The organism is Paenibacillus sp. FSL L8-0644, assembly GCF_038008165.1.
GTDB classification, from domain to species: domain Bacteria; phylum Bacillota; class Bacilli; order Paenibacillales; family Paenibacillaceae; genus Paenibacillus; species Paenibacillus polymyxa_D.
The window spans coordinates 4881802-4908480 of record NZ_JBBOYN010000001.1; the positions used below are offsets into that span (position 1 = coordinate 4881802).

The 26679-nt window shown below is 44.3% G+C and carries 16 protein-coding genes; 4 read left to right on the top strand and 12 right to left on the bottom strand.

The window, feature by feature from the left end; genetic code table 11:
- Window position 1 precedes the first annotated feature (1 nt).
- Genes NSS94_RS22195 through rfbA form a run of 3 tightly spaced genes read right to left on the bottom strand, consistent with a single transcriptional unit; the run spans window position 2 to window position 3531 of the window.
- Window positions 2-1213 (bottom strand): ABC transporter ATP-binding protein, encoded by a 1212-nt coding sequence (locus NSS94_RS22195; RefSeq protein ID WP_341040141.1) that lies wholly within the window; start codon window positions 1211-1213, stop codon window positions 2-4.
- Window positions 1214-1228: 15 nt separating this feature from the next.
- Window positions 1229-2590, bottom strand: a complete 1362-nt coding sequence (locus tag NSS94_RS22200) for an ABC transporter permease (RefSeq protein WP_341040428.1) — start codon at window positions 2588-2590, stop codon at window positions 1229-1231.
- Window positions 2591-2649: 59 nt separating this feature from the next.
- On the bottom strand, window positions 2650-3531 hold the full coding sequence (rfbA, locus tag NSS94_RS22205; protein ID WP_117290398.1) for a glucose-1-phosphate thymidylyltransferase RfbA: 882 nt from the start codon (window positions 3529-3531) through the stop codon (window positions 2650-2652).
- 142 nt (window positions 3532-3673) lie between these two features.
- On the opposite strand from rfbA, the gene NSS94_RS22210 reads away from it, so the two are divergent.
- Window positions 3674-6130, top strand: a complete 2457-nt coding sequence (locus tag NSS94_RS22210) for an O-antigen ligase family protein (protein WP_341040143.1) — start codon at window positions 3674-3676, stop codon at window positions 6128-6130.
- A 91-nt stretch (window positions 6131-6221) separates the two neighbouring features.
- On the opposite strand, the gene galU is transcribed toward NSS94_RS22210, so the two are convergent.
- From galU to NSS94_RS22230, 4 genes are all read right to left on the bottom strand, one after another.
- Window positions 6222-7103, bottom strand: a complete 882-nt coding sequence (gene galU, locus NSS94_RS22215) for a UTP--glucose-1-phosphate uridylyltransferase GalU (RefSeq protein WP_341040144.1) — start codon at window positions 7101-7103, stop codon at window positions 6222-6224.
- A gap of 195 nt (window positions 7104-7298) precedes the next feature.
- A complete protein-coding gene (locus tag NSS94_RS22220; RefSeq protein ID WP_341040145.1) occupies window positions 7299-9809 on the bottom strand; it encodes a U32 family peptidase in 2511 nt (836 codons plus the stop codon).
- Between the two features lie 770 nt (window positions 9810-10579).
- Window positions 10580-12493, bottom strand: a complete 1914-nt coding sequence (locus tag NSS94_RS22225; protein WP_029514531.1) for a stalk domain-containing protein — start codon at window positions 12491-12493, stop codon at window positions 10580-10582.
- A 49-nt stretch (window positions 12494-12542) separates the two neighbouring features.
- The gene (locus tag NSS94_RS22230) at window positions 12543-13787 is read right to left on the bottom strand and encodes a S1C family serine protease (RefSeq protein WP_341040146.1); all 1245 of its coding nucleotides are present in this window, start codon (window positions 13785-13787) and stop codon (window positions 12543-12545) included.
- 359 nt (window positions 13788-14146) lie between these two features.
- Here NSS94_RS22230 and NSS94_RS22235 point away from each other — a divergent pair, with 359 nt between their 5' ends.
- Entirely contained in the window at window positions 14147-15772 is a 1626-nt protein-coding gene (locus NSS94_RS22235; RefSeq protein WP_039271414.1) for a nitrite/sulfite reductase, read from the top strand.
- Window positions 15773-15885: 113 nt separating this feature from the next.
- Here NSS94_RS22235 and NSS94_RS22240 read toward each other — a convergent pair whose 3' ends face one another.
- The 3 genes from NSS94_RS22240 to uvrB form a co-directional block, all read right to left on the bottom strand.
- Window positions 15886-17097 carry a hypothetical protein gene (locus NSS94_RS22240; RefSeq protein WP_029514534.1) on the bottom strand — a complete coding sequence of 404 codons (1212 nt, stop codon included), beginning with the start codon at window positions 17095-17097 and terminating at the stop codon, window positions 15886-15888.
- A gap of 405 nt (window positions 17098-17502) precedes the next feature.
- Window positions 17503-20364, bottom strand: a complete 2862-nt coding sequence (gene uvrA, locus NSS94_RS22245; RefSeq protein WP_029514535.1) for an excinuclease ABC subunit UvrA — start codon at window positions 20362-20364, stop codon at window positions 17503-17505.
- Between the two features lie 172 nt (window positions 20365-20536).
- The gene (gene uvrB / locus NSS94_RS22250; RefSeq protein WP_029514536.1) at window positions 20537-22528 is read right to left on the bottom strand and encodes an excinuclease ABC subunit UvrB; all 1992 of its coding nucleotides are present in this window, start codon (window positions 22526-22528) and stop codon (window positions 20537-20539) included.
- A 208-nt stretch (window positions 22529-22736) separates the two neighbouring features.
- Here uvrB and NSS94_RS22255 point away from each other — a divergent pair, with 208 nt between their 5' ends.
- Together NSS94_RS22255 and NSS94_RS22260 are read left to right on the top strand one after the other, a co-directional pair.
- The gene (locus tag NSS94_RS22255; RefSeq protein WP_029514537.1) at window positions 22737-23564 is read left to right on the top strand and encodes a flagellar motor protein; all 828 of its coding nucleotides are present in this window, start codon (window positions 22737-22739) and stop codon (window positions 23562-23564) included.
- Window positions 23548-24363, top strand: coding sequence for a flagellar motor protein MotB (locus NSS94_RS22260; RefSeq protein ID WP_029514538.1), 816 nt, complete (start codon window positions 23548-23550; stop codon window positions 24361-24363). Before NSS94_RS22255 ends, NSS94_RS22260 begins: the two co-directional genes overlap by 17 nt.
- 235 nt (window positions 24364-24598) lie before the next feature.
- On the opposite strand, the gene NSS94_RS22265 is transcribed toward NSS94_RS22260, so the two are convergent.
- Window positions 24599-24826: an aspartyl-phosphate phosphatase Spo0E family protein gene (locus tag NSS94_RS22265; protein WP_023990607.1), complete on the bottom strand. Its 228-nt coding sequence runs from the start codon at window positions 24824-24826 to the stop codon at window positions 24599-24601.
- Window positions 24827-25115: 289 nt separating this feature from the next.
- Window positions 25116-26537 (bottom strand): DNA-binding protein, encoded by a 1422-nt coding sequence (locus NSS94_RS22270; RefSeq protein ID WP_341040148.1) that lies wholly within the window; start codon window positions 26535-26537, stop codon window positions 25116-25118.
- Between the last annotated feature and the right edge of the window lie 142 nt (window positions 26538-26679).

Sequence of the window (26679 nt, forward strand, 5' to 3'; positions counted from 1 at the left end):
ATTATCCTTTCGTACTCCAAGAATGGGGTAATACGCAAAGACCTTCAGCAATATAAGCAGCTTTAACAAAGAACTCACAGACCTGGGCCTTATAATCAATCGGAACATGAGCGTTTCTTTCAAATAAAGCTACATCAAAGTAGTAGCTCCCTCCTAAAAGATTAAAATCAGTATATTTTAAATATATGGTATTGTAACCTTTATTATATATAATCTTTTCTTCATCCAACAAAGTATTTAAACCACAAACATATATGTTATCTATCGAATGTACTGCAACCCCTATCACAATATCCACTACATCATCATTCATTACATAATCTATTTTAAGAGTACATTTTTTTCCGTATGTTATATCTGATATTTCCTCTCCATTTTCATTTAACAATGTAACCTTTTCAATAAAACCAATTACATCTTTATTTAATACTCTTTCGTTAACATCGGCGCCAAAAACTTTGCCTTTCGCTCTGTCATCGCCATATTTTAAATAATCAGTGTATCGATCACATATGGTCTCCGTGTCACCTTGAGCTTCTATTTTACCCTCGTTTAACCATATTGCTCTGGTACAGTATCGCTTAATGCTATTAATGTCATGGGAAACAAATAGTATAGTTTTACCTCTTTCTCTAAACTCATTAAATTTATCCATACATTTTAATTGAAACTTTAAATCCCCAACCGCTAAAGCTTCATCGACAATCAAAATTTCCGGTTCAACATTAATAGCGACCGAAAATGCTAATCTTGCAAACATACCGCTCGAATAAGATTTTACAGGCTGATGAATAAAATCGCCTATATCAGCAAATTCAAGTATCTTATCAAGTTTTCTCTCCATTTCTTCTCTTGAAAAACCCATGATCATTCCATTTAGAAACACATTCTCGATTCCGGTATACTCAGGATTAAAGCCTGTTCCTAATTCAAGCAAAGCAGAAATTTTTCCTTCGACAGTAACTTCACCAATTGAGGGAGAGACTACTCCAGTGATAATTTTCAACAGAGTTGATTTTCCAGAGCCATTTTTCCCGACTAAACCAACAATTTCTCCCTTACTTACTGAAAGAGACACATCATTTAGTGCATAAAATTCTTTATGATACTTCTTTTTCCGTATACTTAAAGACTCCTTTAAACGGTTAATAGCAGCATCATATAATTTATAGACTTTTGATACGTTAGTAACTGAAATTACTGAATCACTCATAATTCAACACCATCCCTACAATACATCAGCAAAATGAGGCTTCAATTTTTTCATTATGAACACCCCTACTATGAACAACAAACAAGTAAGTGCCCAATAGTAAACTGACTGATTATACCTATCCCAAAACCAAACTTTATAAATCAGAGAGTCCCTATATCCTTCGGCAATGTAATAAGCCGGGTTAATCTTCAAAATCCATCTGAATTGAGTCGGAAGCATATTCTCATTCCAGAGTATCGGTGTAAGCCACATCCCAAACTGCAAAACCAAACTAATAATCTGCCCCAGATCTTTAAAGAAAAGAATTAATGAACTTGTTATTAACGACATGCTATAAACTAAAGCGAATGCAGCTAATGAGTAATACAATAACTGTAAATAATATACATCTGGAAACAAACCGTACACTCCATATATAAGTACAATGATTAAAATGAAAAACAAATGTACGTAAGCACTTGATAGGATTTTCATAAAAGGAAGAACTCTTATCTGAAAAACAACCTTCTTCACAAGATAATTATATTCTAAAAGAGCATTAGTTGAATTACCTAATGATTCAGCAAAAAAGAACCATGGAACAATTCCAGCAATCAGCCAGAGGATATAAGGTACATTTTGAACAGGACCTGAACGAAATCCCACTTCAAATACAAACCAATAAATCAAGACTGTTATAATTGGCTGAACAAAGGCCCAAATAATCCCTAAATAAGAACCAGCATATCTAGTTTTAAAATCGTTCAGCGAAAGACGGTAAATCAGTTCTTTGTTCTGATAGAGTTCCTTCAGAAGTCCAAACACTTCTTTTCTTATTTTCAAAAGCAAACATAACAGTATAGATAAAATAAGAGAAATGCCGAGGCAAATAAAGTGCTTTACTAATGTATTATCTTCTAATATCCTCTCCTTGTTATTCGGAGGAAGCGAAACATAAACATACGGGTCATTGCCAGCTGTTTCAATGCTTACTGCTGAATCAAGGATATCATATTTAGAAATCTGGTTACTTTTCTTCGTTGAAATATTATTAATGCTAAACTCATAATTTTTAAGCAGTGAGGCTATTTTAAAATCAGACACCATCAGTAAAGATGGTTTACTTCCTAAATCCAATCTAATCTTATTAATATCGGTATTTAAACGAAACTTCAACTCCTGACTTACACCAGGAGTTGAATAGAGCAATGACACCGAGTTATCTTCGCTTAATACAGAACCTTTTTTTGTATCCATTAGGTAAACCTGGAAATCATCTTCGATTTTGCTTTTAACCGACATCTTTAAGTACATAGTAGTGGGCGTCTGAATAAATAAATTTAGCAGAACGGAGAAGACCAGCACACTGATCACAAATACAAGACCCCACTTCACTTTCAAAGAGAATCGCAAGTAGATAACCCCTTTTTCAATTTTTCATCATATTGACAATGTCATAAGCTAACTTTGCTACTCTCAGCTAAATCAAGCAGATACTTTCCATAATCAGTTTTCATAAGCGGTCTAGCTAAATCGGAAAGCTGACGATTGTTAATGTAGCCCATACGATAAGCTATTTCTTCAATGCTAGATATATATAACCCTTGCCTCTTTTGTATAGCTTCAACAAAATTGGAGGCTTCTAGCAAAGATTCATGAGTACCAGTATCTAACCAAGCCATACCTCTTCCCATAAGCTCTACTTTCAGACTTCTATTATTTAAGTACTTATCTATAACAGAAGTTATTTCAAGCTCTCCACGTGCTGAAGGAGTGACTTGTTTAGCATAAGCCGCAACTTTACTATCGAAAAAATAAAGACCTGGAATAGCGTAATCAGATTTTGGATGCTCAGGCTTCTCTTCAATTGATAAAACGTTAAAATCATTGTCAAATTCTACAACTCCATATGCTCTTGGATCTTTCACATTGCATCCAAAAATTATGGCTCCCTCAGTGAGTTCGGATGCTCTTTGTAGCGTCTTACTAAAGTTTAGTCCATAAAAAATATTATCCCCAAGGACAAGGGCTACAGGATCGCCATCTATAAAAGATTCCCCAATAATAAACGCTTCAGCTAACCCGTTAGGCTTCTCTTGAACGCTGTATTCAATCGAAATACCTAGTGCCCCGCCATCTCCGAGAAGCTCCTTGAAAAAGGGTATATCCCTAGGGGTAGATATAAGCAAGATTTCCTTTATACCCGCTAACATCAACACAGATAAAGGGTAGTAGATCATAGGCTTATCATAAATTGGAAGCATTTGTTTTGAAACGGCTCTAGTCAGAGGATAAAGCCTTGTTCCTGAACCTCCAGCAAGAATAATTCCTTTCATTAATAACTCTCCTTTTTTTAATTTTCACAACAAGATCCAGTAACATTCTCATTTACTCAACAACGCTTGAGCAAAAAGTATCTCAACTATCATATTTGTGCTAAAATATTGACGTATCTACAAGAAAAGGAGATTGTAAACCTTGTCGAATCCAGTATACGGGAAACAGGCCAAAACGTCGACCCGTGACGATAAAAGGCCGGCTATATTTTGGGTGTTAATTGTTGGCATGATTTTGTTCTTAGCTTGGGCCCCCTTCCAGGCTGCACTTTTTAATGGTCAAATGCTCGACTTTGAGAAGCCTCTGTATTGGGCTTTGATCATCAGCACGATTCTATTAATTTTAGGAATCGTAACCTATTATAAAAAATTCAAGCTAGAAGAGCAAAGGGATTGGCTAGTTGTACTAGTATTACTGCTTCCTCTGACCTATGTGCTTTCACTGACGTCAGCAGCTTCGCATTACCTGGCCATGAATATGGTGGTGGTACAATGCATATATGCTGCCCTGTTTATCATTTCAATCTATCTACTCCAGGATCGTTTAGGCAATAAGATTATTCACAACCTGATTATGACTGTTGCTTATATCATCGTAGGATTTGGCTTCATTAACTGGTTCGGACAGTGGGTACTTGCCGGCAAGATGGTAGGCTGGTTTAGCCAATATGTGTATCAGTATCGCTATACCAATGCAGTTATGACAGATACAAATGGTCTCCGGCTGACATCGGTGTTCCAATATGCGAATACATATGCCGCCTTCCTAATGGCTTTCCTGTTCGCTGCCGTTTTCTGTCTGATGAAATCGAAACTATGGTATGGCAAGGCTATTCACGGCTTCATGCTGGTACCTATTCTGGTCTCGCTATTTCTGACTTTATCACGGGGCGGACTGGTTATGCTGCCTGTCGTATTCGTGCTGCTCTTGCTTTTCCTTAACCCTGCACGCCAAATTATATGGATTTTACATTGCGCCATTGCTGGTGTAGTGTCAATATCTATCTTGGCGCCGATTACAAATATGGGTTTACAGCTCAACAAGACCTACAACGGCGGAGAGGCTGCGAAGGCTTGGGGGTTACTTATTGGTGTCTCCCTGGCTGTAACTGTTGTACTGTGGGTTGTTGAACGTTATCTGGCACCAAAGCTGGAAAATGCCCTCACAGGATGGACCTCCCGCAAGTTCTCCAACCTGTGGCTACCTGTCGGATCAGTTGTGGTGATTGGCTTGCTGGCTTTTCTGTTAATAGGAACTGGCCTGCGCAGCGTACTGCCGGAGAATGTTCAGGTCCGGTTGGAAAACATTAATTTCCGCCAGCATAGTGTACTTGAACGAATTGCATTCTATCAGGATGCTGCCAAATTGATTAAAGATCATCCTGTTATTGGCACTGGCGGCGGCGGTTGGGCATCTTTATACGAAGAATATCAGGATTATCCTTATAGCAGCCGTCAGGCCCATAACTTTTTCATGCAGTACCTAGTTGAAGTAGGTATTTTCGGTTTTGTAATTTTAATGTCATTTATCTTATATATTTTCTACAAATATACTCGTAGCTATATTAGACAAAATGATGAAGAGCGGGATTCTCACTTTCTGTACCTTATTCTGGCACTCTCAATCTTACTTCACAGCTTACTGGACTTTAATATGAGTTACGTGTTCATGGGCATACTGGTATTTGTGAGTCTAGGCGGCATGGCCGTTGCTATGGACAGCAAGCCTCTTAAACGCTTATCCATGAGTGCTTCCGGTTTTCGGATCACGTACAGTGTAGTCATTGGTATTCTGAGTATCGTCGTGCTATTCTCAGGTTTTCGCTTTGTGCAATCGGCTAATGCCGCTTCATATGGCAAACAGATCATGGCGGTCAGCACATCTTTTGAGGAAATTCAAAGTGCTATTAATAAAGATCTTGAGCTTCGTCCTACACATCCGGATTCGGTTATAGGATTGGCTGCACTGTACAAGAATGTGTATGACCAAACGAAAAAAGAGGAATTTTATAACGCTGCAATAGAGGTACTTAATACGGGCTTGAAGGCAGAACCGTATAATAAAACCATGTATAACTTCAAACTTAACCTTTTACAAGCAAAAGGTGAGAATGAGCAAGCTTTCAGCATTTTGGAAAATAATATTCACAAATTTAACTGGGACAATGACTGGTACAATATGTTGATTACCCAAGCTTACACTGTTGGCATTAAGGCACGTGAGCAAAAAGACACCACCAAAGAACAGAAGTTTTTCCAAGCAGGTCTTGCTGCTTATCAGCAGGTTTTGGATAGGGTAGCCCATATTAAGACGCTTCCACCTGAAATTGAGTTGCCACGTACTTTTGAAGTAACCCCAAGCATTGCGCTCAGCACTGGTAAAATTGTGTTCATGTCAGGTAAGCCTGCTGAGGCTGCAAGCATCCTCAAAAACGGCCTAAAGGACGATCTGAGTGATGCTACGAATCGTGAAGTGACTCGCTATTATATCGTAGCTCTGCAACAACAGGGACAAGATGATAAAGCTTTGTACGATAAGCTGATTCAGGCTGATCCGAAGGAGAAGGAGCAGATTGAACAGTTGAAATCGGAGAAATAGTTAAGAAAAAAGAGACTAGCAGATGATGTTACATCATACTGATAGTCTCTTTTTTTATATTGAGGAAGCAGAGTTAGGTTTAGTGAGATGTTTATTTTTGTTGGTCAATCTCTTTAATAACCTGTCTCATATAAGCCAGTACTTCATCCTTAATCTCGTTATGCTGTAGAGCATAATGAATGGTCGTTTCAATGAATCCTAATTTCTCGCCAACGTCATGGCGATTGCCATCAAATTCGTAGGCCAGAATGGGGCTCTTTTCTCCCAGTTTGGACAATGCGTCCGTCAGTTGAATCTCCCCGCCTACTCCCGCAGATTGCTGACCCAGGATATCAAAAATATCAGGCGTCAAGATATAACGTCCCATAATCGCCAAGTTGGAGTTGGTTTCTTCCTTCTTTGGCTTTTCTACCAATCGTTCCGCCTCAGAGATTTTGGAAGTAAGTGCATGGCCTTCAACTATCCCGTAACGATGTACCTCGTTCCAATCCACTTGTTTTACACCTACAACAGAACGCTGATACTCATCAAAAACATCAATCATCTGTTTGAGACATGCATTCTCGGATTCAACGATATCATCACCCAAAAGTACGGCAAAAGGTTCATCACCAATAAACTTGCGTGCACACCAAATAGCATGCCCCAAACCTTTAGGTTCCTTTTGACGAATATAGTGGATATCTGCCATTTCTGATGGTTTACGCACTTCATTGAGCAGGTTCCATTTTTCCTTCGCAGTCAAATTATGCTCCAGCTCAAAGGAGTAGTCAAAATGATCCTCAATCGCCCTTTTGCCTTTACCAGTAACGATAATGATATCCTCTATACCAGATGCAACAGCTTCTTCAATAATATATTGAATTGTTGGTTTGTCTACAATGGGAAGCATCTCTTTAGGCATCGCTTTCGTAGCAGGAAGGAACCGGGTTCCTAATCCCGCAGCAGGAATAATCGCTTTACGGATTTTCATAGGTTGAACTCCTTTGTCTTCAATATAACGGATAGATATACTGTCTATGATTATAACAGGAAGATAGATGAATTTGATAGGTTAAAGAAGAAGACATCTTCCCTCAAAGAGAACATGTCTTCTAATCACTTGGTTTCTATATGAACATATTATGCTGCCGGAATCTTTCTGGCTCCCGAACAAATATACAGTTATTTACTTCACCAGCTGCCCACGTGTAACACCCAACTGATTCGTCGCTTTCAGCGTCTTCCATACTTGTGTTCCGCTGATTTCTCCGCGCAGGGCACGGTTATAAAGATCAATAACCTCATGCACTTGCTCCGGTGTCTCCTCCAAAAATTCCACACGGTAACGGGACACGCCCAGCTCCAGGAAGTTGGACAGGTATTCCGCGCCGGATTGCTCAATCGCGTTGTACACCGTGTTGCGGCAGCCTTCGTCCACACGGACCGGATGAGACATCCCAATTCGATCACGCAGGGATGCGCGATGGTCCTCGCACGGACGTCCACAGTTCGTGTAGTCGGTGCCTTCACTCATAAAGGTACAATATACGCAATGTTCAGTATGGAACATTGGCATATGCTGCTGGATCACAATCTCCAGTTTATCGGTACGCGTACGTCTAAGCATATCGACCATTTGCTGAATGTTCAGATCGTACGAAGGCGTAACCAGGTCGCAGCCGGAATCCAGGAACAGATCAGCCGCTTTGTGGTTGGCGATATTCAGCGAGAAGTCACCAATCAATTGCGGCTGATGTGCGTCCGGGTTCTCCAACCGATGTCGCAAGTAGAAATACAATGCCCCTGGATTGCGTACCAGCACAGCATCCGGCTTCAGGCGCAGGATGTTGTTGTGGTAGCCATTTTCACCCGGCATGTGAATACGCGGGGTCGCCAGCGCAATTCGGCGGCCTGCAGCGTGCACTGCCTCTACGGCTGCCGGGAATTGCTTGATGAACTCGAAGTCGGCGTAGATGAACTCCACGCCGGCCTCGAGCGCAGCCTCCACCTGAGGGAGGCTGCGGCACAACGCGGTCAGCTCTGCCTGACCGCGTGCCACAGACGATGCCGGAGTCGATGCATCGTCATACACCTCGACCGCCCGCTTCGTGTACACGGGCGGTTTGGGGCGCTCGCCCGCGAGCAGTTCCACCGCCTGACGGCGGATACCATTCAGCTCGCGCATCGGCACGATGACGTCCCCATGCAGATGGACGTCCAGCTCTTCCAGCTGGAACACCGTTCCGCCCAGTCGGCCGAACTGCTCTTCGAGCAGCTCGTGCGTCATCGGACGCTTCTGGGCAATTTCAAGTTCCAGCTCGGAGTCCACGCGGACCGTTGTGCCTTTCTGCACGTCGGTCCACCATGTCGACAGCGGTTGTCCTGGGGAGCCGCTGACCCGCACATGTACTGGGAAGACCCGGTACGGCTTGTCCGTGTCGTACGACTGGCGCAGACGCTTGTCCAGCGCCGGGTCGTTGGTCTTCCAAATGCGATCGCCCACGTGTACACGGCGCAGATCAACATCGTTGCGTCCCGCTACGATGTCAATGATCCAGCCTTCTCCGGCTTCGCCTTCAATCTTCACGCCCTTGCGACGGATATCGTATACGCGTCCGCCTTCTTCTTTTTGCGTGGGATCTCCCGCATCGAATACAATACCATCGCCACGCTTGAGCGGTGCATCAATACGGCACACTACGCCATCACGAAGGATTTGTTCCACTCGGCCCAGATACACCCCCCGGCTTTTCGGGAACGTCCCGTCAACCAGCTTCTTGTTATTGGTTCCTTCGAGAAAACCGTGCGTAAAGCCGCGTGAAAAGCTCTGCTGCAGCTCGCGGATATCTTCTTTGCTCGTCTTGGACGTATCGCCATCAAAATACTTATCAATGGCCTTGCGGTACTTGCTGACCACATTTGCCACATATTCAGGTGTTTTCAGTCGACCTTCAATTTTAAAAGAAACAACACCCGCGTCGATCAGTTCAGGCATCAAGTCAATCGCTGCTAGATCCTTAGGCGACAGTAGATACGTCACATCCGCCATTGGTTTCTGCTCTCCATCCACCATCAGATCGTAAGGCAAACGACATGCCTGTGCACACTCACCACGGTTAGCAGAGCGGCCGCCCCACATTTCTGAAGTCAGGCATTGGCCAGAATAAGATACGCATAATGCTCCATGTACGAATACCTCCATTGGAAGTCTCGCCTGATCGCCTATTTTTTGGATCTGTTTCAGGTTGTTTTCACGTCCAAGCACGACCCGTTCCATATTGTACGGCTTTGTAAACTCTACCGCTTCCGGCGAGGTAATCGTCATTTGGGTAGAACCATGAATCGGAAAATCCGGTGAAATGTCGCGGATCATTTTCACCAGGCCCATATCCTGGACAATTAAAGCATCGACTCCAGCATCAATACAGGCATCGACCAGCTCCTTAGCGTCCTCCAACTCGTTTTCAAATACCAATATATTGAATGTTAAAAAACCTTTAACCCCATAGCTATGCAAAAACGCCATAATTTCAGGCAGTTCCTCCATGCGGAAATTATTCGCCCGTGCCCGTGCGTTGAACTTTTCCACCCCGAAAAAGATCGCATCAGCCCCGTTTGCCACCGCCGCACGCATACAATCCCAGTCACCGGCTGGTGCCAGAAGCTCAACATCTTCTCTTCGTACTACTGATTTCATTTTTGTCCTCCCTATATGGAGAAATAACTGATTAACCTTGAGTTAAACGTTATTTTCCAGAGCAGCGATGCTGCTTATTTTATAGCCCTATGAATTATCATCCTATCCGATCATCCCCACTCTGAACCACTGGCTCGAGGGATAAATGGCATCCAACTCAAAAAATCCGCATCACGAACATTTGCGGCATAGTTATTCTTATCTTGTAACTAATCTAGTGTACCAGACTGCGTCCCAAGCTTCTACACTTTCCAAGCGATTCCTCGTAAAAAACTCTTACCAAACCATACAAAAACACCTCCAATTCCGTCAAACGGAACTTTGGAGGTGAAGAATCCTATAGAACAAGAGGAACAACGAAGTAATCAGTACTATCGAGCAAGAAGCCAAATAGTGATGAAGGCTAGGCAATTTAGAGCGCTAGTAAGCTACACCAGCCTTTTTAGAATACGGTATCCTCGTTGACGCTAACAGCGTACCAGACAATGAATCCGAGAAAAGGGGTTCGTATTGGCTGATCTAAGTACCGTAAATATCTGCCTTCGCTCTTCCCTGCTTACCTCACTCATCAAAAGATTGGTGGTATTTGGCGGGCGCCAGCGAAGCGGGCCATTTGAATCCGTAGAAGCGTCAGCGTTCGCCTTTGACCCGGGATTCTTACATATTAAATCCTTATACAATCCAAGAATCCCGGGTCAACAGCGATCGTAGGATCAAAAGGCACGCGTAGCGCTCTCACCATAACTCGCTAATCTCTTACCTACACCCTCTTACTTCACAAAATTAAACGAATTTAACGTCGAATCCAGTGCGTTAGACTGAATAGCCGTGTTGTTCGCATCATTCAATGTCGTTGTCACGGTATACGTTTTTCCGTCACGTTCTAAAACCAATTGGTGGCCTGTGTAGCCAATGCCTTCCTCGATACGATGGAATGTAAAGGACACTGCCGGAACACCAGCAAATGTTACGTCCTTAACCTCCTCAACTTTGAGGTTTTTGTAGTTCTTTGCTTGCTTATCGTAGAAGTCCTTGAGCTGGGATACCGTTAGTTCAAATGATTGGTCGTTGTCTATTTTGATGGAGAAACGTCCTCCGGTAAACTGGTACTCTACATCGCCCAATTCAAATTGATCGCTAATCGCGGTCCAATATCGTGGGATATTCACTGTATATTCATAGGCTTTTGAAGTCTTTTTGACCGTTTTCGTTTTGTCTGTCAAATAGTCGTCTTCTTCCAACTGTCCAAAGTTACTCGCTACGGTTTGAAAATCGATTTGAAGCGAGGAAATGAGCGCGTTGAACTGATCATTTCCTTTGCTTACTTTTTCAGGCACTGCGTATTCAGCCAAGTAGCGGTATCCATTTTGCTGAATCAGCACATTGTACTCTTTGACCCATCCATCGCCAAAATTATAGCGGTACTCCTGTACTAACCCTTGAACGCCTGCAACCTCCAGCGGATACGTCTTCTGTGCCTCATAAGCCGTGGACACAAATGAATCGCTCAGCCATTTTTGCAGCTGCTGGCCCCAGTTCTCCAATTTTCCATCTGCTGGAGCTGAGGTTACTTTCACACGGAAGCTCGATCCATCATTACTTTCATATTGCATCCGTTGATCGTCCATTTTCCAGCCTGCGGGTATGCTGAGTGACACACCGTAGTCTGGATTCCCGGCCTCGCGTGTGCCTCCTACGACAGTAGACAAGTCTTTAATACTTTTATCCTGCGCATTAAAGGAGGTCTTGAAGGAATTTAAAAGTCCCGCATACTGGGCCAGATCTTTATAATTCGTTGCTTTAGCATCGGAGAAATAAACTACATACAATCGTCCGTTGTCATAGTACTGACGATTTTCCCACAGCACGCCGTCCCCATCCTTCGTAATGACACGAGCATAAGGTACCTTCGCTTTCGGGAAGGATTTTCGATCGATCACAGTTTCTCCCGTTTCCTTGGCTGCCTGCACCAATTGTTGCAACAGATCGTCCGCATTCAGTGGAACCGGCTGTGACGCTGTGTGCACTTCCATATAGTACGCACTGTTCTCGTCCATAAATGTGGAAATACTCTCATCTCCACCTCCCTGACCGATGACGAGCCCTGTTGGATAGTTCATAGACCAGTCATAGTAACTGTTCCCGATCTGTGTCTTACCCTCATCATTATCAATGTTCGGTGTCTCTTCAGCTACCGTGCCTGCCTCTTCTTGTGCTTCCATCCGAATAATGATTCCGGCACCGTTCTTCTCCAACTTACCGCCAAGCCCTTCTGCTACTTGACGCAGAGGCACCATGAGAATACCTGATGACATTTCCGGTGGAGCTGGAAGTGTCACCTTGTGACCTCTCACCCACGCTGTACGGCTACCAATGGTTAGCGATACAACATGAGTTCCGCTAGTGATTTTAACCACATTATCTTCAGCTAATCGAATTTTGCTGTTAAATGCCTTTTTAAACACACCAGCCGGAACCATCAGTGCACCACTTTTGGAATACGGCTTCGTAATATTGGCATTATGACCGTTCACGATGGCTGTATTGCTGCCGCTTTGCAACCGTAATTCCAGCATGGTTTTATCATGATCTGCTGCAACTGCTGGCAAAGCGGAAAGCAGAAGGGACAATGCGACAGCGCCGACCCCCAGCTTACGCATCATTTTTCTTTGAATATGCTTCACAGTAAATCTCCCTTTAGCTTTATTTTATAGATTCAAGAGGCGTTATTGTTCACTTTCCAGTAGTTGCTCCTTGAGCTGGCTCCGATGCTTCCTTAGAAGGCGCTACACCACCATCTTCAGCGGCTTCCGAACCGTTCGAATCTTCACTATCTTCTCCAGACTGAATGGACTCATAGATTTCACCATTATCCTGTGTCAGTACCAGCTTGCGCTTCACAATATCACCGTCAGACTGCATAAGTACACTCACCGTTTGACCTGGTTGATAGTTTTTAAGCAGTTCATTGACATCAATAGCGGAAGCTACACGCTTACCGTTAATACTATACAGCTCATCGCCTTCCTTAATTTTGGCCTGAACGGCATTGGCTGAAGTAATTTTCGTAACTTTCAAAGGATCCTCGGTAGGTAATCCGACGATAGCTGACCAGCTTTCTTCCAGCCCTAGACCAAGACTAGCGCGCCGAACCTCTCCGTATTTGAAAAATTGGCCGATGACATATTTCACCGTATCCGCCGGAATCGAAAAGCCCATATTTTCAATGCCGACCGCCGAGAATTTCATCGTATTGATCCCAATGACCTCACCCTTGAGATTGACCAGCGGACCGCCGCTGTTACCAGGATTGATCGCGGTATCACTTTGGATCAAACGATAAGCAGCGTTGACACCACGGTTCAGCCCGCTAACAACACCTGAGGTTGCCGAATTACGAAGTGAAAAGGATATAGGCGTACCAATAGCCACTACCTGCTCCCCTACCTGTAGACTGTTCGTTGAAGTTGCCAAGGTAGCGGGTTTGAGGCCGCTTGCCTTGATTTTAACTAATGCCAAATCACTGATCGGATCGCTATAGCTGTCGGTGATTCCGTAAGATTTTCCGTCCGAGGTTACGACCACGGCATCACCTAATCCTTCGATAACATGTGCATTCGTCACAATCCATCCATCTGTACGAATGATGACACCCGTGCCGTGAGCCAGGTTGTATCGATCTCCTCCTGCTACGGTCTCTCCCGTGGCTGAACGGCCAATAATACCGACCACAGAAGGAGATACATTTTTAACCACCTGCGGCACACGACCGACCGATAACGTATATGTACCATTTGCGCTGTTATATGCGCCGCTGGTTCCTAATGCCTTATTCATATCGCTTACGTTAACATAGACCCCACCATTAATGACTTTGGCCTTTAACGCAGTCCCACTGCTGGCTGCACCTGCCGTACCAGAAACACATAGAGCGCTGCCCAAAGCCAGAACAACTGCCCTTTTCCCCATCTTACGCATATACTCACCATTTCCTCTCTTACATGACGCTGTTCTATCAGTTAGTCCAAATCTACCATAGAGGGGACACGTATACAATCGCTTTAAGCCCTATCTTTTTCTAAAAGGCGCCGTTTGCTACATCTCTGTCCTCTCATGCTATTTATATTATAAATTTTCCAAATCCTTATATCAAAAAAATAAGCAAAACCGATAAATAATCGTTATACCGTTTAGGTCATTCCTTCGTTTACGGGCATAACCAACTATGATACCATCACATTATATCTTAGTTTTATTGTCGGAAATAAAGAATAAAATCATGAGTCCTCTATCCAAAACACTAAAGTATAAATAAGCACCTACAGGAGGTTAAAAGAATGGCCTACGAACCAATCTGGAACGCTCATCCCGATAAGCTTAACAAATTCGAGTTAGTCAAGCTGGAAAAGGACGGTCTCGACGTTATCCGTACCATTATTGAAAACTATGCCAACGAAGGCTATGACTCGATCTCTGCGGACGATATGGATCGTTTCAAATGGGCTGGGGTATATCAGCAAAAGCCCAAGGATGGTCATTTCATGATGCGAGTCCGCATCAACACAGGGATCATGACTTCAGCACAAGCACATGCACTGGCAGACATATCCGCGCTATACGGACGCGGTCTTGTGGACGTCACCACTCGCCAGGCGATTCAATTCCACTGGCTGACAGTCGAAAGCTTGCCCGATATTTTTGAAAGACTGGAAAAAGTCAACTTGTATTCCTTCGAAGCCTGTGGAGACTGCCCGCGTACCATTGTCGGTAATCCGCTGGCTGGTATTGATCCCAATGAATTGGTGGATACCCAAGAGATTGTAGATGAAGTAAACCGTTTTTTCTTATTAAATCGAGACTTCTCCAATCTGCCGCGTAAGTACAAAATGTCTATCTCCGGTAATACGTACAACAATGCACAGGCTGAAATTAACGACCTGTCCTTCACTCCGGCCACCAAGATCCTCGACGGAAAAGAAGTGATCGGCTTCCATGTGATGGTTGGTGGAGGTTTGTCCGCCAAGCCGCATATGGCACAGTCTCTGGATTTGTTTGTTCGTCCAGAGGAAGTGCTGAAGGTTGCTATTGCTGTCACCACCATTTTCCGTGATTACGGCTATCGGGAAAAGCGGCACCATGCTCGCTTGAAATTCCTCGTTGTCGATTGGGGCCCAGACAAATTTCTGGCTAAGCTCACCGAGTATATCGGTGAAATGCCCGGAAGAGGCGAGGACAAAACGATTGGCTGGCAAGCCGCCTATTTTGACGGTGTGCATCCTCAAGCCCAAAAAGGCCTGAACTATGTCGGTCTGAACGTGCCTGTCGGTCGCCTTAGCGCTGACGAGTTGCATGAACTGGCCGAACTGGCTGACCGCTATGGCGATGGTCAGATTCGTACCACGATGTCGCAAAATATTTTGCTGAGCGGCGTGCCGGATGAGCAAGTGGATGAACTACTGGAAGCTCCCGTGCTGCAACGCCTGACACCACGACCCAAGCATTTTATGAGTCGTACGGTATCGTGCACAGGAAATGAGTTTTGCAATCTGGCGATTGTGGAAACCAAAAAACGGGCGGTTGACGTTGCCGAGTATTTGGATCAGCACGTACAATTGGATGAAAAGGTGCGCATTCATTTTATCGGTTGCCCAAATTCCTGCGGTCAAAAGCATATTGCGGACATCGGTCTGCAAGGCTCGCTCATAAAGACACCGGAAGGCTTGGTCGACGCGTTCGACATCGCTGTCGGCGGAGCGCTTGGGGCAGGCGCCCAGTTTAACAAGGCGCTCAAAGGTCGCGTACGTGGGGATCAGGTTGGACCTGTGCTGGCGGAGCTCATTCTGTTCTACAAAGAAAACAGGAGCGCTGGCGAAAGCTTTTACGCATATGTACAGCGTGTAGGTATTCCGACTTTCCAGGAAAAGCTGTCTGCCATTTTACAGTCCAGCCACGTTGCATCCTAAATATAGAGCCTATTAACAGCCTGCTTGTATCCCATATACAAGCAGGCTGTTTCTTATCGCCATACAGCCCCGCAATATCGTCTCCCTCACTTTCACAAAAAAAAGACACCGGATTACTCCGGTATCAATATTTTTGCAAAATCAAGCACTGTCGGTTTATGAGCGCCTGTTGTAGATGTCACCACCGCGTAGCCTGAAGGTATCTTATATATCAATCCCGTATCATACCGGATGCCGAAGGAATTGTCCTCCTTATAATGAGTCCTCGTTTCCCACACCTTCGTACCGTTTTCTTTCAAGCCTGTAATGGTGATGCCATGCATCTTCGTCGTTTTCCCCAGTGGATCATATTGATCACTGAACTGGACATACAGCTGCTCCTCAGGCAGATACACCTGGTCAGCCCCGTAGTCCGCTGTATTGCTAAATAATTGCAGACTATTACTTAGCACCTGTGTACGCTTGCTGTTTCCTTTAAGCCCTGTTACAGCAATATGACCGCTCGGCAACTCACGTACTGCGGCAATTTCTTTACCTGATCCCAAGTCCAGATGGATGTCACGGATATCGCGACCATATACATCTGCTTGTACCCCCACGGGACCATCTGAGCTGTTCAAAAGCGCATAATATCCATTGTGACTGCCGACCAGCCAACCCGAGGTCACTCCGGCCGTCGTTCGATTCCATTGTATATCGCCAGTTTCAGTGTATTTGAGTACAGTGAAGGACTGTTCCGCAAGGTTCAGATAGGAGACCAGGAAACCGCCATCCTCCAGTGGCTCCAAGCCAACCTGAGAATCCTCCCCATGAGATATCAAGCCATCTGTGGGTAATGTTTTGGACCACAAGGTGTTTCCATCCTCGTCCAATCGTGAAGCCTGCAACTCTCGTATTCCGTTCGGTTTTGTATATTCAATCAGAAACAGCAAGCCACCATCCGACGTCTCCCGCTGGACTCCCCTGCTGCTTGTTCCAGGCTGTACGTTCAGATCCTGCTGATGTTTCCATACAGCCTCCACAGAACTGTCCAGCTTGCCATATGTGACGTGTACTACACTTGCTTCTGTATCGTCCTCGACGTTCAGCGTTAAAAACCCACCATTTGCTGTGGGTTGAATGTAATTGTGAGCGTTTCCTAAATCCTTAATACTGCCAATGGCCGCACTTGTTTCGATTTCGGCTTGTTTGGGCACAAACGCCTCGGACACCTCGGAGGCATAGGACGGTGCAGCACTATATCCCATCAAGCATGCCGCCAAAGCAGCTCCTGCTGCCCATGTATACACACGTGTACGTAAAACTCTACTTTGCTTAACCTTCAAGCGTTCCAGCTCCCTTCATGACTTCCTCAGAGATGTTGTATGAACCTTAGATGTGATAAAACTAGAGACGGTTTCGCTTCAACTTGTAATGGTGTCACGTGGGCACGGAACTTTGTATGATGCTATGACGATTTATATATTTACCTCTTCAAGTCCGAACCTAAACATCCAAAACTCCAAAATTTAGAGACTACTCAGAGACTTTCTGTCGATGAATATACGTATAGATTTATTATCCCAGCGCTTGGTAAACTACGTGTCACATGCTTTAACGCAGGAATTTGATAAAAGTTTTCTTTTTTTACAAAAAAAATAAAGCCCTGCCAAGGCGAAGGCATAAATACAGTAGTTCGTATTCTGCCTTCCTGCCTGTGCAGGGCTTTTAAAGCGTACGTTAAACGATATCTATAGATCGACTGTCTGAAGCGCTTGGCTACGCTCTGTATCCCGTTCAAGGATCGGCTTTAAGTATCGACCTGTATAGGATTCTTCGACTTTCACGAGTTGCTCCGGTGTCCCGGTAGCCAAGATCGTTCCACCGCCACTTCCGCCTTCCGGTCCCAAATCAATCAGATAATCGGCTGTTTTAATCACATCCAGATTATGCTCAATGACCAGCACCGTCTCTCCTGAATCAACCAAACGATGCAGCACCGTCAATAATCGATCAATATCGTGAACATGCAGACCAGTTGTCGGCTCATCCAAAATATAAATGGTTTTGCCTGTGCTGCGACGATACAATTCGGAGGCCAACTTCACACGCTGTGCTTCACCGCCAGACAAGGTAGTCGCAGGCTGACCCAGCTTGATATACCCCAAACCTACATCCATCAGCGTCTGGATCTTGCGATGAATCTTCGGAATATTTTCAAAAAACTCCGTCGCATCCTCTACCGTCATCTCCAGCACATCGGCAATACTTTTTCCTTTGTATTTAACCTCCAGGGTCTCCCGGTTGTAACGCTTGCCTTTGCACACTTCACATGGAACATACACATCTGGCAGAAAATGCATCTCAATCTTGATGATGCCGTCGCCTCTACAAGCTTCACAACGACCTCCCTTAACGTTAAAGCTAAAGCGGCCTTTCTTGTAGCCTCGTACTTTGGCCTCGTTCGTCTGCGAGAATAAGTCACGGATATCATCAAATACACCAGTATACGTTGCAGGATTGGAACGCGGTGTACGGCCAATTGGCGATTGATCGATCTCAACAACCTTTTCGATATGCTCTAGCCCGCGAATTTCTTTGTGCTGCCCTGGACGCACTCTCGCCCGGTTCAGATCACGCGCCAACGTTTTGTACAAAATTTCGTTGACCAGCGTCGACTTTCCAGAGCCGGATACACCAGTAACAGCCGAGAAAACACCCAACGGAATTTTGACATTCACATTTTTGAGATTGTTCTCCTTGGCTCCGCGAATCTCCAGCCACTTATCAGCAGGCTTGCGCCGCTCGGTATTGACCGGAATGAACTTGCGTCCGCTCAAATACTGCCCGGTTAAGGAATTCGGGTCTTCCATAACTTCCTGCGGGGTCCCCTGCGACATAATCATCCCACCGTGGATTCCAGCTCCCGGCCCGATATCAATGATATAGTCCGCCGCCATCATCGTATCTTCATCATGCTCCACTACGATCAAGGTATTGCCAAGATTCCGCATATGCTCCAAAGCACTAATCAGACGATCATTATCTCGCTGATGCAGCCCGATACTAGGCTCGTCCAAAATATAAAGCACACCCATCAGACTGGACCCGATCTGTGTCGCCAATCGGATACGCTGTGCCTCACCGCCTGACAACGTGCCTGCCGCACGGCTTAAAGTCAGGTATTCCAGACCCACGTTAACGAGGAATCCCAGTCGGCTGTTAATTTCTTTTAAAATGAGATTGGCAATCGACTTCTCCTTCTCACTCAGCTCCAGTGTATGGAAAAAGTTTGAGGCTTCACCGATAGACAGGGCTGTTACATAAGCAATATTGCGCTCTTGAATGGTTACCGACAGGCTTTCTTTTTTCAGTCGATGTCCCTTACAGGTGTTACATGGCTTTGCACTCATAAAGCCTTCAATAAATTCACGTATGCCCTCAGAAGCCGTATCACGATACCGACGCTCCAAGTTGGGGATAATCCCCTCAAAGGTCACATAGGCTTCCTTACGTTGACCAAAATCATTTTCATAGCGGAAACGGATCTTCTGCTCACCCGTTCCATGTAAAATGAGGTTCATTTGTTCTGTCGTCAATTGACTAACAGGAATGTCCTGTGGAATACCGTAGTGCTCGCATACTGACTGTAAAAATTGAGGATAATAAGTGGAAGTTCCCCCACTCCAAGCCTGAAACGCCCCATCTTCCACACTTTTTTCAGGATCGGGAATGAGCAAATCAGGGTCAACCACCATTTTAACTCCTAACCCATCGCAATCCGGGCAAGCGCCGAACGGACTATTAAAGGAAAACATCCGCGGAGACAGTTCATCTATGCTGAATCCACAAATAGGACATGCAAAGTTGGAGCTGAACCGCAACTCCTCTTGCCCCATAATGTCTACAAGCAACTGCCCGCCTGAAAGATTCAATGCCGTCTCAATAGAGTCAGACAGACGCGCACGCACATCTTCCTTGACAACGATGCGGTCTACGACCACTTCAATCGAGTGCTTCTTATTCTTTTCCAACTCAATCTTCTCAGACAATTCACGCAGTTCGCCATTCACACGTACCCGCACAAAGCCCTGCTTGGCTATATCCGTAAACAGTGTTTTATGCTCACCTTTGCGACCCGATACCAATGGAGCTAGGATTTGCAGTCGTGTCTTCTCAGGATACTGCAAAATGCGGTCTACCATCTGTTCGACGGTCTGTGACGTGATTTCAATGCCATGTTCAGGACAATGAGGATGACCCACCCGGGCAAACAACAACCGCAGGTAGTCATAGATTTCGGTAACTGTTCCGACAGTAGAACGCGGATTCCGACTTGTTGTTTTTTGGTCAATGGAAATGGCAGGAGACAGACCGTCAATCGAATCAACGTCCGGCTTCTCCATTTGCCCGAGGAATTGACGGGCATACGCAGATAAAGATTCCACATACCGCCGCTGCCCTTCCGCATAGATCGTATCGAAAGCCAGTGACGATTTACCAGAGCCGCTAAGCCCTGTCAGGACGACGAACTTGTCCCGTGGAATCGTCACGTCAATATTTTTGAGATTATGCGCGCGTGCGCCTTTGATGATGATGCTTTCATTCGCCAAATGTTTCATCTCCTTAGCCGTAGTTCACGTCATGCTATATCGCATTGGATTATCCCATGGAAGTGATATATCGCAAAGAGAACGACCACATAGGCCGCCCTCACTATTTTTAAAAGCAAAGCAATCAAACATTTTATTTTCATATGTTTTGCTTCTAGCTTATTCTCAATGTTTAATCAGCTCGCAACTCCAGCAAAGCATCACGCAGCTCGGCTGCCCGCTCGAACTGTAGGTTCTTGGCGGCGTCTTTCATCTCTGCTTCCAGACGCTGAATGAGTGATTGGCGCTCCTTCTTGGAAAGTTTACCCGTCTCATTAGGAAGGTAATCATTCTTCGATTCTGCCACCTTAGTTGCTTCAATAACATCACGAATCTTTTTACGTATGGTTTGCGGGGTAATCCCATGTTCTTCATTATACTGAATTTGAATCGCACGCCGACGTTCCGTTTCCTTTATCGCTTTATCCATAGAATCGGTAATCTTATCGCCGTACATAATAACACGACCGTCACTGTTCCGTGCTGCCCGTCCGATTGTCTGTATCAGAGAGCGCTCAGAACGCAGGAAGCCTTCTTTGTCTGCATCCAAAATCGTGACCAGAGATACTTCCGGCAAATCAAGACCCTCCCGCAACAGGTTAATCCCGATTAGCACGTCGAAGGTCCCTAGACGAAGATCCCGCAAAATAGCCATCCGCTCCAACGTCTTAATCTCGGAGTGCATATACCGGACCTTGATGCCTACTTCTTTTAAATAGTCAGTCAAATCTTCGGACATCTTCTTCGTAAGTGTGGTCACCAGCACCCGTTCTTCACGTTCTATGCGAAGCCGTATTTCATTAATAAGATCGTCAATCTGCCCCTTGCTCGGACGCACCTCAATAATCGGATCAAGAAGCCCGGTAGGACGAATAATCTGCTGCACCATCGTTTCGCACTTCTCCATCTCATAGGGTCCTGGAGTAGCTGATACATAGATAATCTGACTTACCTTGTCCTCAAACTCTTCAAACTTCAACGGGCGATTATCCAATGCAGACGGCAAACGAAAACCATGATCCACCAGTACATTCTTACGTGCTTGGTCACCGTTATACATGGCACGAATCTGCGGCAATGTTACATGGGACTCGTCAATGACGATCAGCATATCATCCGGGAAATAATCCATTAGCGTATATGGTGTTGCTCCTCGTTCACGGAATGTCAGTGGACCTGAATAATTCTCGACACCGGAACAAAAACCAACCTCTTTCATCATCTCGATATCATAGCGGGTACGTTGCTCCAAACGTTGCGCTTCTAACAGCTTCCCTTGCTCCTTCAACTCCGCTAACCGCTCTTCAAGCTCACGTTCAATGTTGACCAATGCTACCTTCATCGTATCCTCATGAGTAACAAAGTGAGATGCCGGGAAAATAGCAATATGATCACGTTCACCGATCAATTCACCCGTAAGCACATTAATCTCGGTAATTCGTTCAATTTCATCCCCGAATAGTTCTACACGTATAGCATGTTCCCCATGGGAAGCCGGGAATATCTCAACAACATCCCCCCGTACACGGAAAGTACCCCGCACGAAGTTGATATCGTTCCGCTGATATTGAATATCGACCAAGCGGGACAAAATCTGATTGCGGGGTTTCTCCATGCCAACTCTAAGCGAAAGCAGCAGGCTTGAATATTCTTTCGGCGAACCCAAACCATAAATGCAGGAGACACTCGCTACAATAATAACGTCACGACGCTCAAACAGAGAGCTTGTCGCTGAGTGGCGAAGTTTATCAATCTCCTCATTGATGCTGGAATCCTTCTCAATATACGTATCGGAAGACGGGATGTATGCTTCCGGTTGATAGTAATCATAGTAGCTGACAAAATAATCGACGGAGTTATTCGGAAAGAATTCTTTAAACTCACTCGCCAGTTGAGCAGCCAAAGTCTTATTATGTGCAATAACCAGCGTAGGCCGATTTAACTTGGCAATGGTTTGTGCGATGGTAAACGTCTTACCTGTTCCCGTAGCACCCAATAGCGTTTGATGCTTCTTTCCTTCTGCAATTCCCTCTACCAATTCAAAAATGGCCTGGGGCTGATCGCCTTGAGGTTGGAATTCCGACTGAATTTCAAAAGTCTTATCGCTAACAACGATATCACTCATTGCCCTGCATCACCCTTATCGTCTAAAATGGAAACATCATGATTTTACACCAGTCGAGCTTTAACGTCTTTACCTGTAACTCTATGTCGATATTTCCCGAGCAATGATACTTGGGAAATATGGTTGGATAAGAATGTTTGTTCCCGTATTATACCTCTTTCTTACCGCGGATGCAAACGATAAGTCTTGAATAGGAGTGAATTAAATTTTGGATATCACCATCGTATTGGGCATCATCGCAGGAATCATAGCATTAATCGGTGGCTTCTTATGGGAAGGCGGCGAATTTACCGGGCTGCTTCAAGGTACATCGGCTCTCATTGTATTTGGGGGAACTTTCGCCGCAGTTGTGATCAGCTACCCCGCTTCCAAGCTGAAGACGATCCCCACCGCTCTACGGATGGCATTTAGCCGTGAGGACAATCCTACGGAGCAATATATAGAAGATTTGGTTTCCATGGCTGCCACCTCACGCCGATCCGGTGTGCTTGCGCTAGAGCGTATTTCATCAGAGCATCCGAATGCATTTTTGCGCGAAGGTCTTCAGTTGGTCATCGACGGCACCGAGCAGGAACAGATCAAACAGATCTTAGAGCTTGAGTTAGATGCCATTGAACACAAACATGAAGGGTACGCCAAAATATTTGAATCCGCAGGCGGTTATGCCCCTACGATGGGGATTATCGGTACGGTTATGGGCCTAATCCATGTACTGGGCAGCCTGACCGAGCCTACTGCGCTTGGTCCGTCCATTGCTGTTGCCTTTATCGCAACCCTATACGGCGTTGCTAGCGCCAATCTGATCTTTCTGCCCATCGCATCCAAAATAAGAGCAGCCAGTGAGAGTGAAATTATCACGATGGATTTGCTGCTGCAAGGTATTCTGGCTATCCAAAACGGAGAGAATCCAAAACTTGTACGCAAAAAGTTGGAGTTCTTTATCCGCTCAGAGCAAAATATAGATCGCAAACCGCCTCGTCGCTCACGCACTGAGGACGCATCTCCAAAGGAGGACTTCCATGAGAACGCGCGGTAAGCGCCGTGGGGGTCAAGGAGGCGGCGGAGACCATCGTGACCGCTGGATGATTACCTATGCCGATCTAATCACCCTGCTGCTCATATTTTTCGTTGTGATGTATGCCATGAGTAGTTTGGATGCTAAAAAATACGATGTCGTTGTTCAATCCCTTCAGGATACGTTCCACAAGGGAGATTCTATTTTGGAGCAAGGCTCGGGCATTACAGGTACTGCCGATCGTTATACCAGCAAGAATCCACCCGCGACCAAGCAACCAGCAGCCGATAAAAAGGAAGCCGGATCGACAAAGCTTACCGAACGTGAACAAGCATTCCGCACGCAGGAAAAAGAACTGCAAAATTTAATGGGTGTCATTCAAGAATATATTACGGACAACAAACTGGAAAATCAGATTTTTGTGTCAGATCAGCCGCGTGGTATTGTCATTACGCTAAATGACCGCTTTTTATTCGATCAAGGTAGAGCTGCACTCAAGCAAGGCTCTGCCAACACACTATCCAAGTTGGCCAGTCTATTTCGAGATTTGAAAACACCGATTAGCATTGAGGGCCATACGGACAACATTCCGTTCACGCGCTCCTCGAACTCATCGATGTATAAGGATAACTGGGAGCTTTCAGGCGCACGGGCACTATCTGTACTCCGATTCTTTCTCGACAGAGAGCAACTTTCACCCTCAGGATTTCAGTATGCGGGTTATGCAGATACCCGACCGGTTGGTGACAATAGTACCGAAGCTGGACGACAAAAAAACCGCCGTGTCGAAATCACCGTACTACGCCAACTTCAACAGTAAAACCCAAAAACCTCCTGAGTCACGTAATAACGTGAATCGGGAGGTTTTTTTGATACATATTCATCATTAATACATGGCTTCCGCCTGATGTAGACGCAGAACAATAAACCGTACGAACAACGTGGATAAGAGCAGCGTACGAGATGCAATAGAGATTATTTTGTTTATTCTATATCCCACTATGTATTAGAAGCCCTGGTGAAGTTAGATTCTATCTTGTCATGATGCTTGAAGATTAATAAGATAGGACAAGCTCGTGTTGCTTCTCTTGTATTTGTGAACTTTGGGGGATGCTCTGTTGTCTACGATAGCTATATTTCCAGTCGCTGTACTTATTAAGGAGTCTATCTAACTCCATGGACTTGATTAACACCCGCCGATCCTTCAATCCCACCTCATTCGCCAAATCATTTAATTCCTTCCGCTTTTCTTCGATGCATTCCTCCAATTGTTTCCATTTCACATCAATAAACCTCCTGTTCGGTGTGGTATTTACATTAGTTTACAAGCTGATACCTTCCCTACAGGTTAAAAATATAATAAAACCCAATTCATCCCTTTAACGGGGAGAATCAAAAAAGCCAATCCATAAGAATTGGCTTCGAGAACATAAAATCCATCTAAAAAATACTATGCATTTTCATTTCTTTAACATTAATAAATAGCAAACCTACCCTCCTGCACCATGATTAAAAATGCTAATGCTCGTTATGTCTTTATAAACATTTTCTGAATGTCCAATATTCCATATACTAACCAAGCTCATAAGCAATATAAGCAGGGGAATTTTCTTTCGCATTCTTAAGCACCTCTTCCATAATTTTTTGATATTCCAGCAATTGAATCTCGGAAGATTTAATGCGATATTTCTCAAAAAGTGCAGTGCATTCTGCAAAACTATTTCTATTATTTATTTGAAAGTATAATTTTAAACTTTGCAAAATATAATGTAGACCCTCAGAATAAGAAGAATGTATGAATTTATAAACTGCAATTTGTTGAAAAAGATTAGCACAACTATCCAATATAAAAGTGGATTCATAATAACTTTCCCTAAGATGCACTTTTGAACTAAATGTTTTTAGCTCTTTGGCAAAAATTTCAAGAACATCATCTATACAAAAACCATGCCTATTGGCAGATTCTGTAATTGTCCATAAGCCAGGTAAAACTTCTTGAGGATTACACTTAAGAAACTCTACATACTCAGAAAGTTTCTCGACGTTCCCCATAATTAAACTTAGATTCAACAAATTAGCTTCTGCCCATACTTTGAATTTTTCTACTTCCATCTTTCCGATTTGATCGAGTCCCTCAAACCAGCTTAAGTCTCTATAGCCACAGATATACTCTAATTCTTGGTCATAAAACCCTTGTTTTTCTAATGCAAGTCCCTTTAATAAGTACCCTTGTCCATAATAAACAACAAGAGGTCTTTCAGTTACTAAGCTTCTATTCTTATATTTACTTTTTCGTTTCTGAACTTCATTGTTATATATAACCGTTGCAAGATTTCGCAATTCATCTGCATATTTCTCTACCTCTTTCCACTTATGCAGATTGAAGTATATATTAGCGAGCTTTAGCAAAGCGTCCAAGTGGTAATTCTCTGGCAAGCGACTACGATAAGGAACAAATTTCAATACCGATTCCAAATTTTTTTCAAAATCTTGACTTATCGAAGCTACAAATAATTTATAGTGACTAATTGCCAACCTCTCTGAATGTTGATACTTCTCATTCTCAATGACACATTCATAGAAAGGAATTGCCTCTTGTAACTTCCCTTCTTCATAAAGCTCCTCTGCCAAAGTAAAGATTGTCGGAATGTGGTTAAGATCTTCCATTAAGCGTGAGAGCACTTTCTCAACACAGCGCAGGTTTCCCACTTCAACACAACGAATCAGGAACGGCTTGACCCTTTTCCAATGTGGTCTTCCATCATAAAAACATTCATCCACATACAGGTCATACAACCAGCCCTCTGGATAATTAAATGCTTTGGTAATCAAGTCCATTTGTCTTACGGAGATAGGTTTAGGCGGATTCCCGTTAAGCATCGCACTAAATATGCCCCGGTTAAGACCCGTAGCTTGTCCAAAACTATTAAAAGTGTAGCCACCAAGTTTTAGTTCTTTCTCAATTTCCGAACGAATCGTGGTTGCATTTTCCAATAAAAACACCCCCGGCGTATTCAGATGATTTTAAAAATCACCCTCCTCGACAATCAATTACAATATACTAGAAATTATATGAATAAATTGGATGATGGTCAACCCCTTTTCTACACTGTTTTATTATATTATGGAATTTGAT

Bases quoted from the DNA above. Each gene is read 5' to 3' on its own strand.
- NSS94_RS22195 (WP_341040141.1), bottom strand. From the start codon at position 1,213: ATGAGTGATTCAGTAATTTCAGTTACTAACGTATCAAAAGTCTATAAA.
- rfbA (WP_117290398.1), bottom strand. From the start codon at position 3,531: ATGAAAGGAATTATTCTTGCTGGAGGTTCAGGAACAAGGCTTTATCCT.
- galU (WP_341040144.1), bottom strand. From the start codon at position 7,103: ATGAAAATCCGTAAAGCGATTATTCCTGCTGCGGGATTAGGAACCCGG.
- NSS94_RS22220 (WP_341040145.1), bottom strand. From the start codon at position 9,809: ATGAAATCAGTAGTACGAAGAGAAGATGTTGAGCTTCTGGCACCAGCC.
- NSS94_RS22230 (WP_341040146.1), bottom strand. From the start codon at position 13,787: ATGCGTAAGATGGGGAAAAGGGCAGTTGTTCTGGCTTTGGGCAGCGCT.
- NSS94_RS22235 (WP_039271414.1), top strand. From the start codon at position 14,147: ATGGCCTACGAACCAATCTGGAACGCTCATCCCGATAAGCTTAACAAA.
- uvrB (WP_029514536.1), bottom strand. From the start codon at position 22,528: ATGAGTGATATCGTTGTTAGCGATAAGACTTTTGAAATTCAGTCGGAA.
- NSS94_RS22260 (WP_029514538.1), top strand. From the start codon at position 23,548: ATGAGAACGCGCGGTAAGCGCCGTGGGGGTCAAGGAGGCGGCGGAGAC.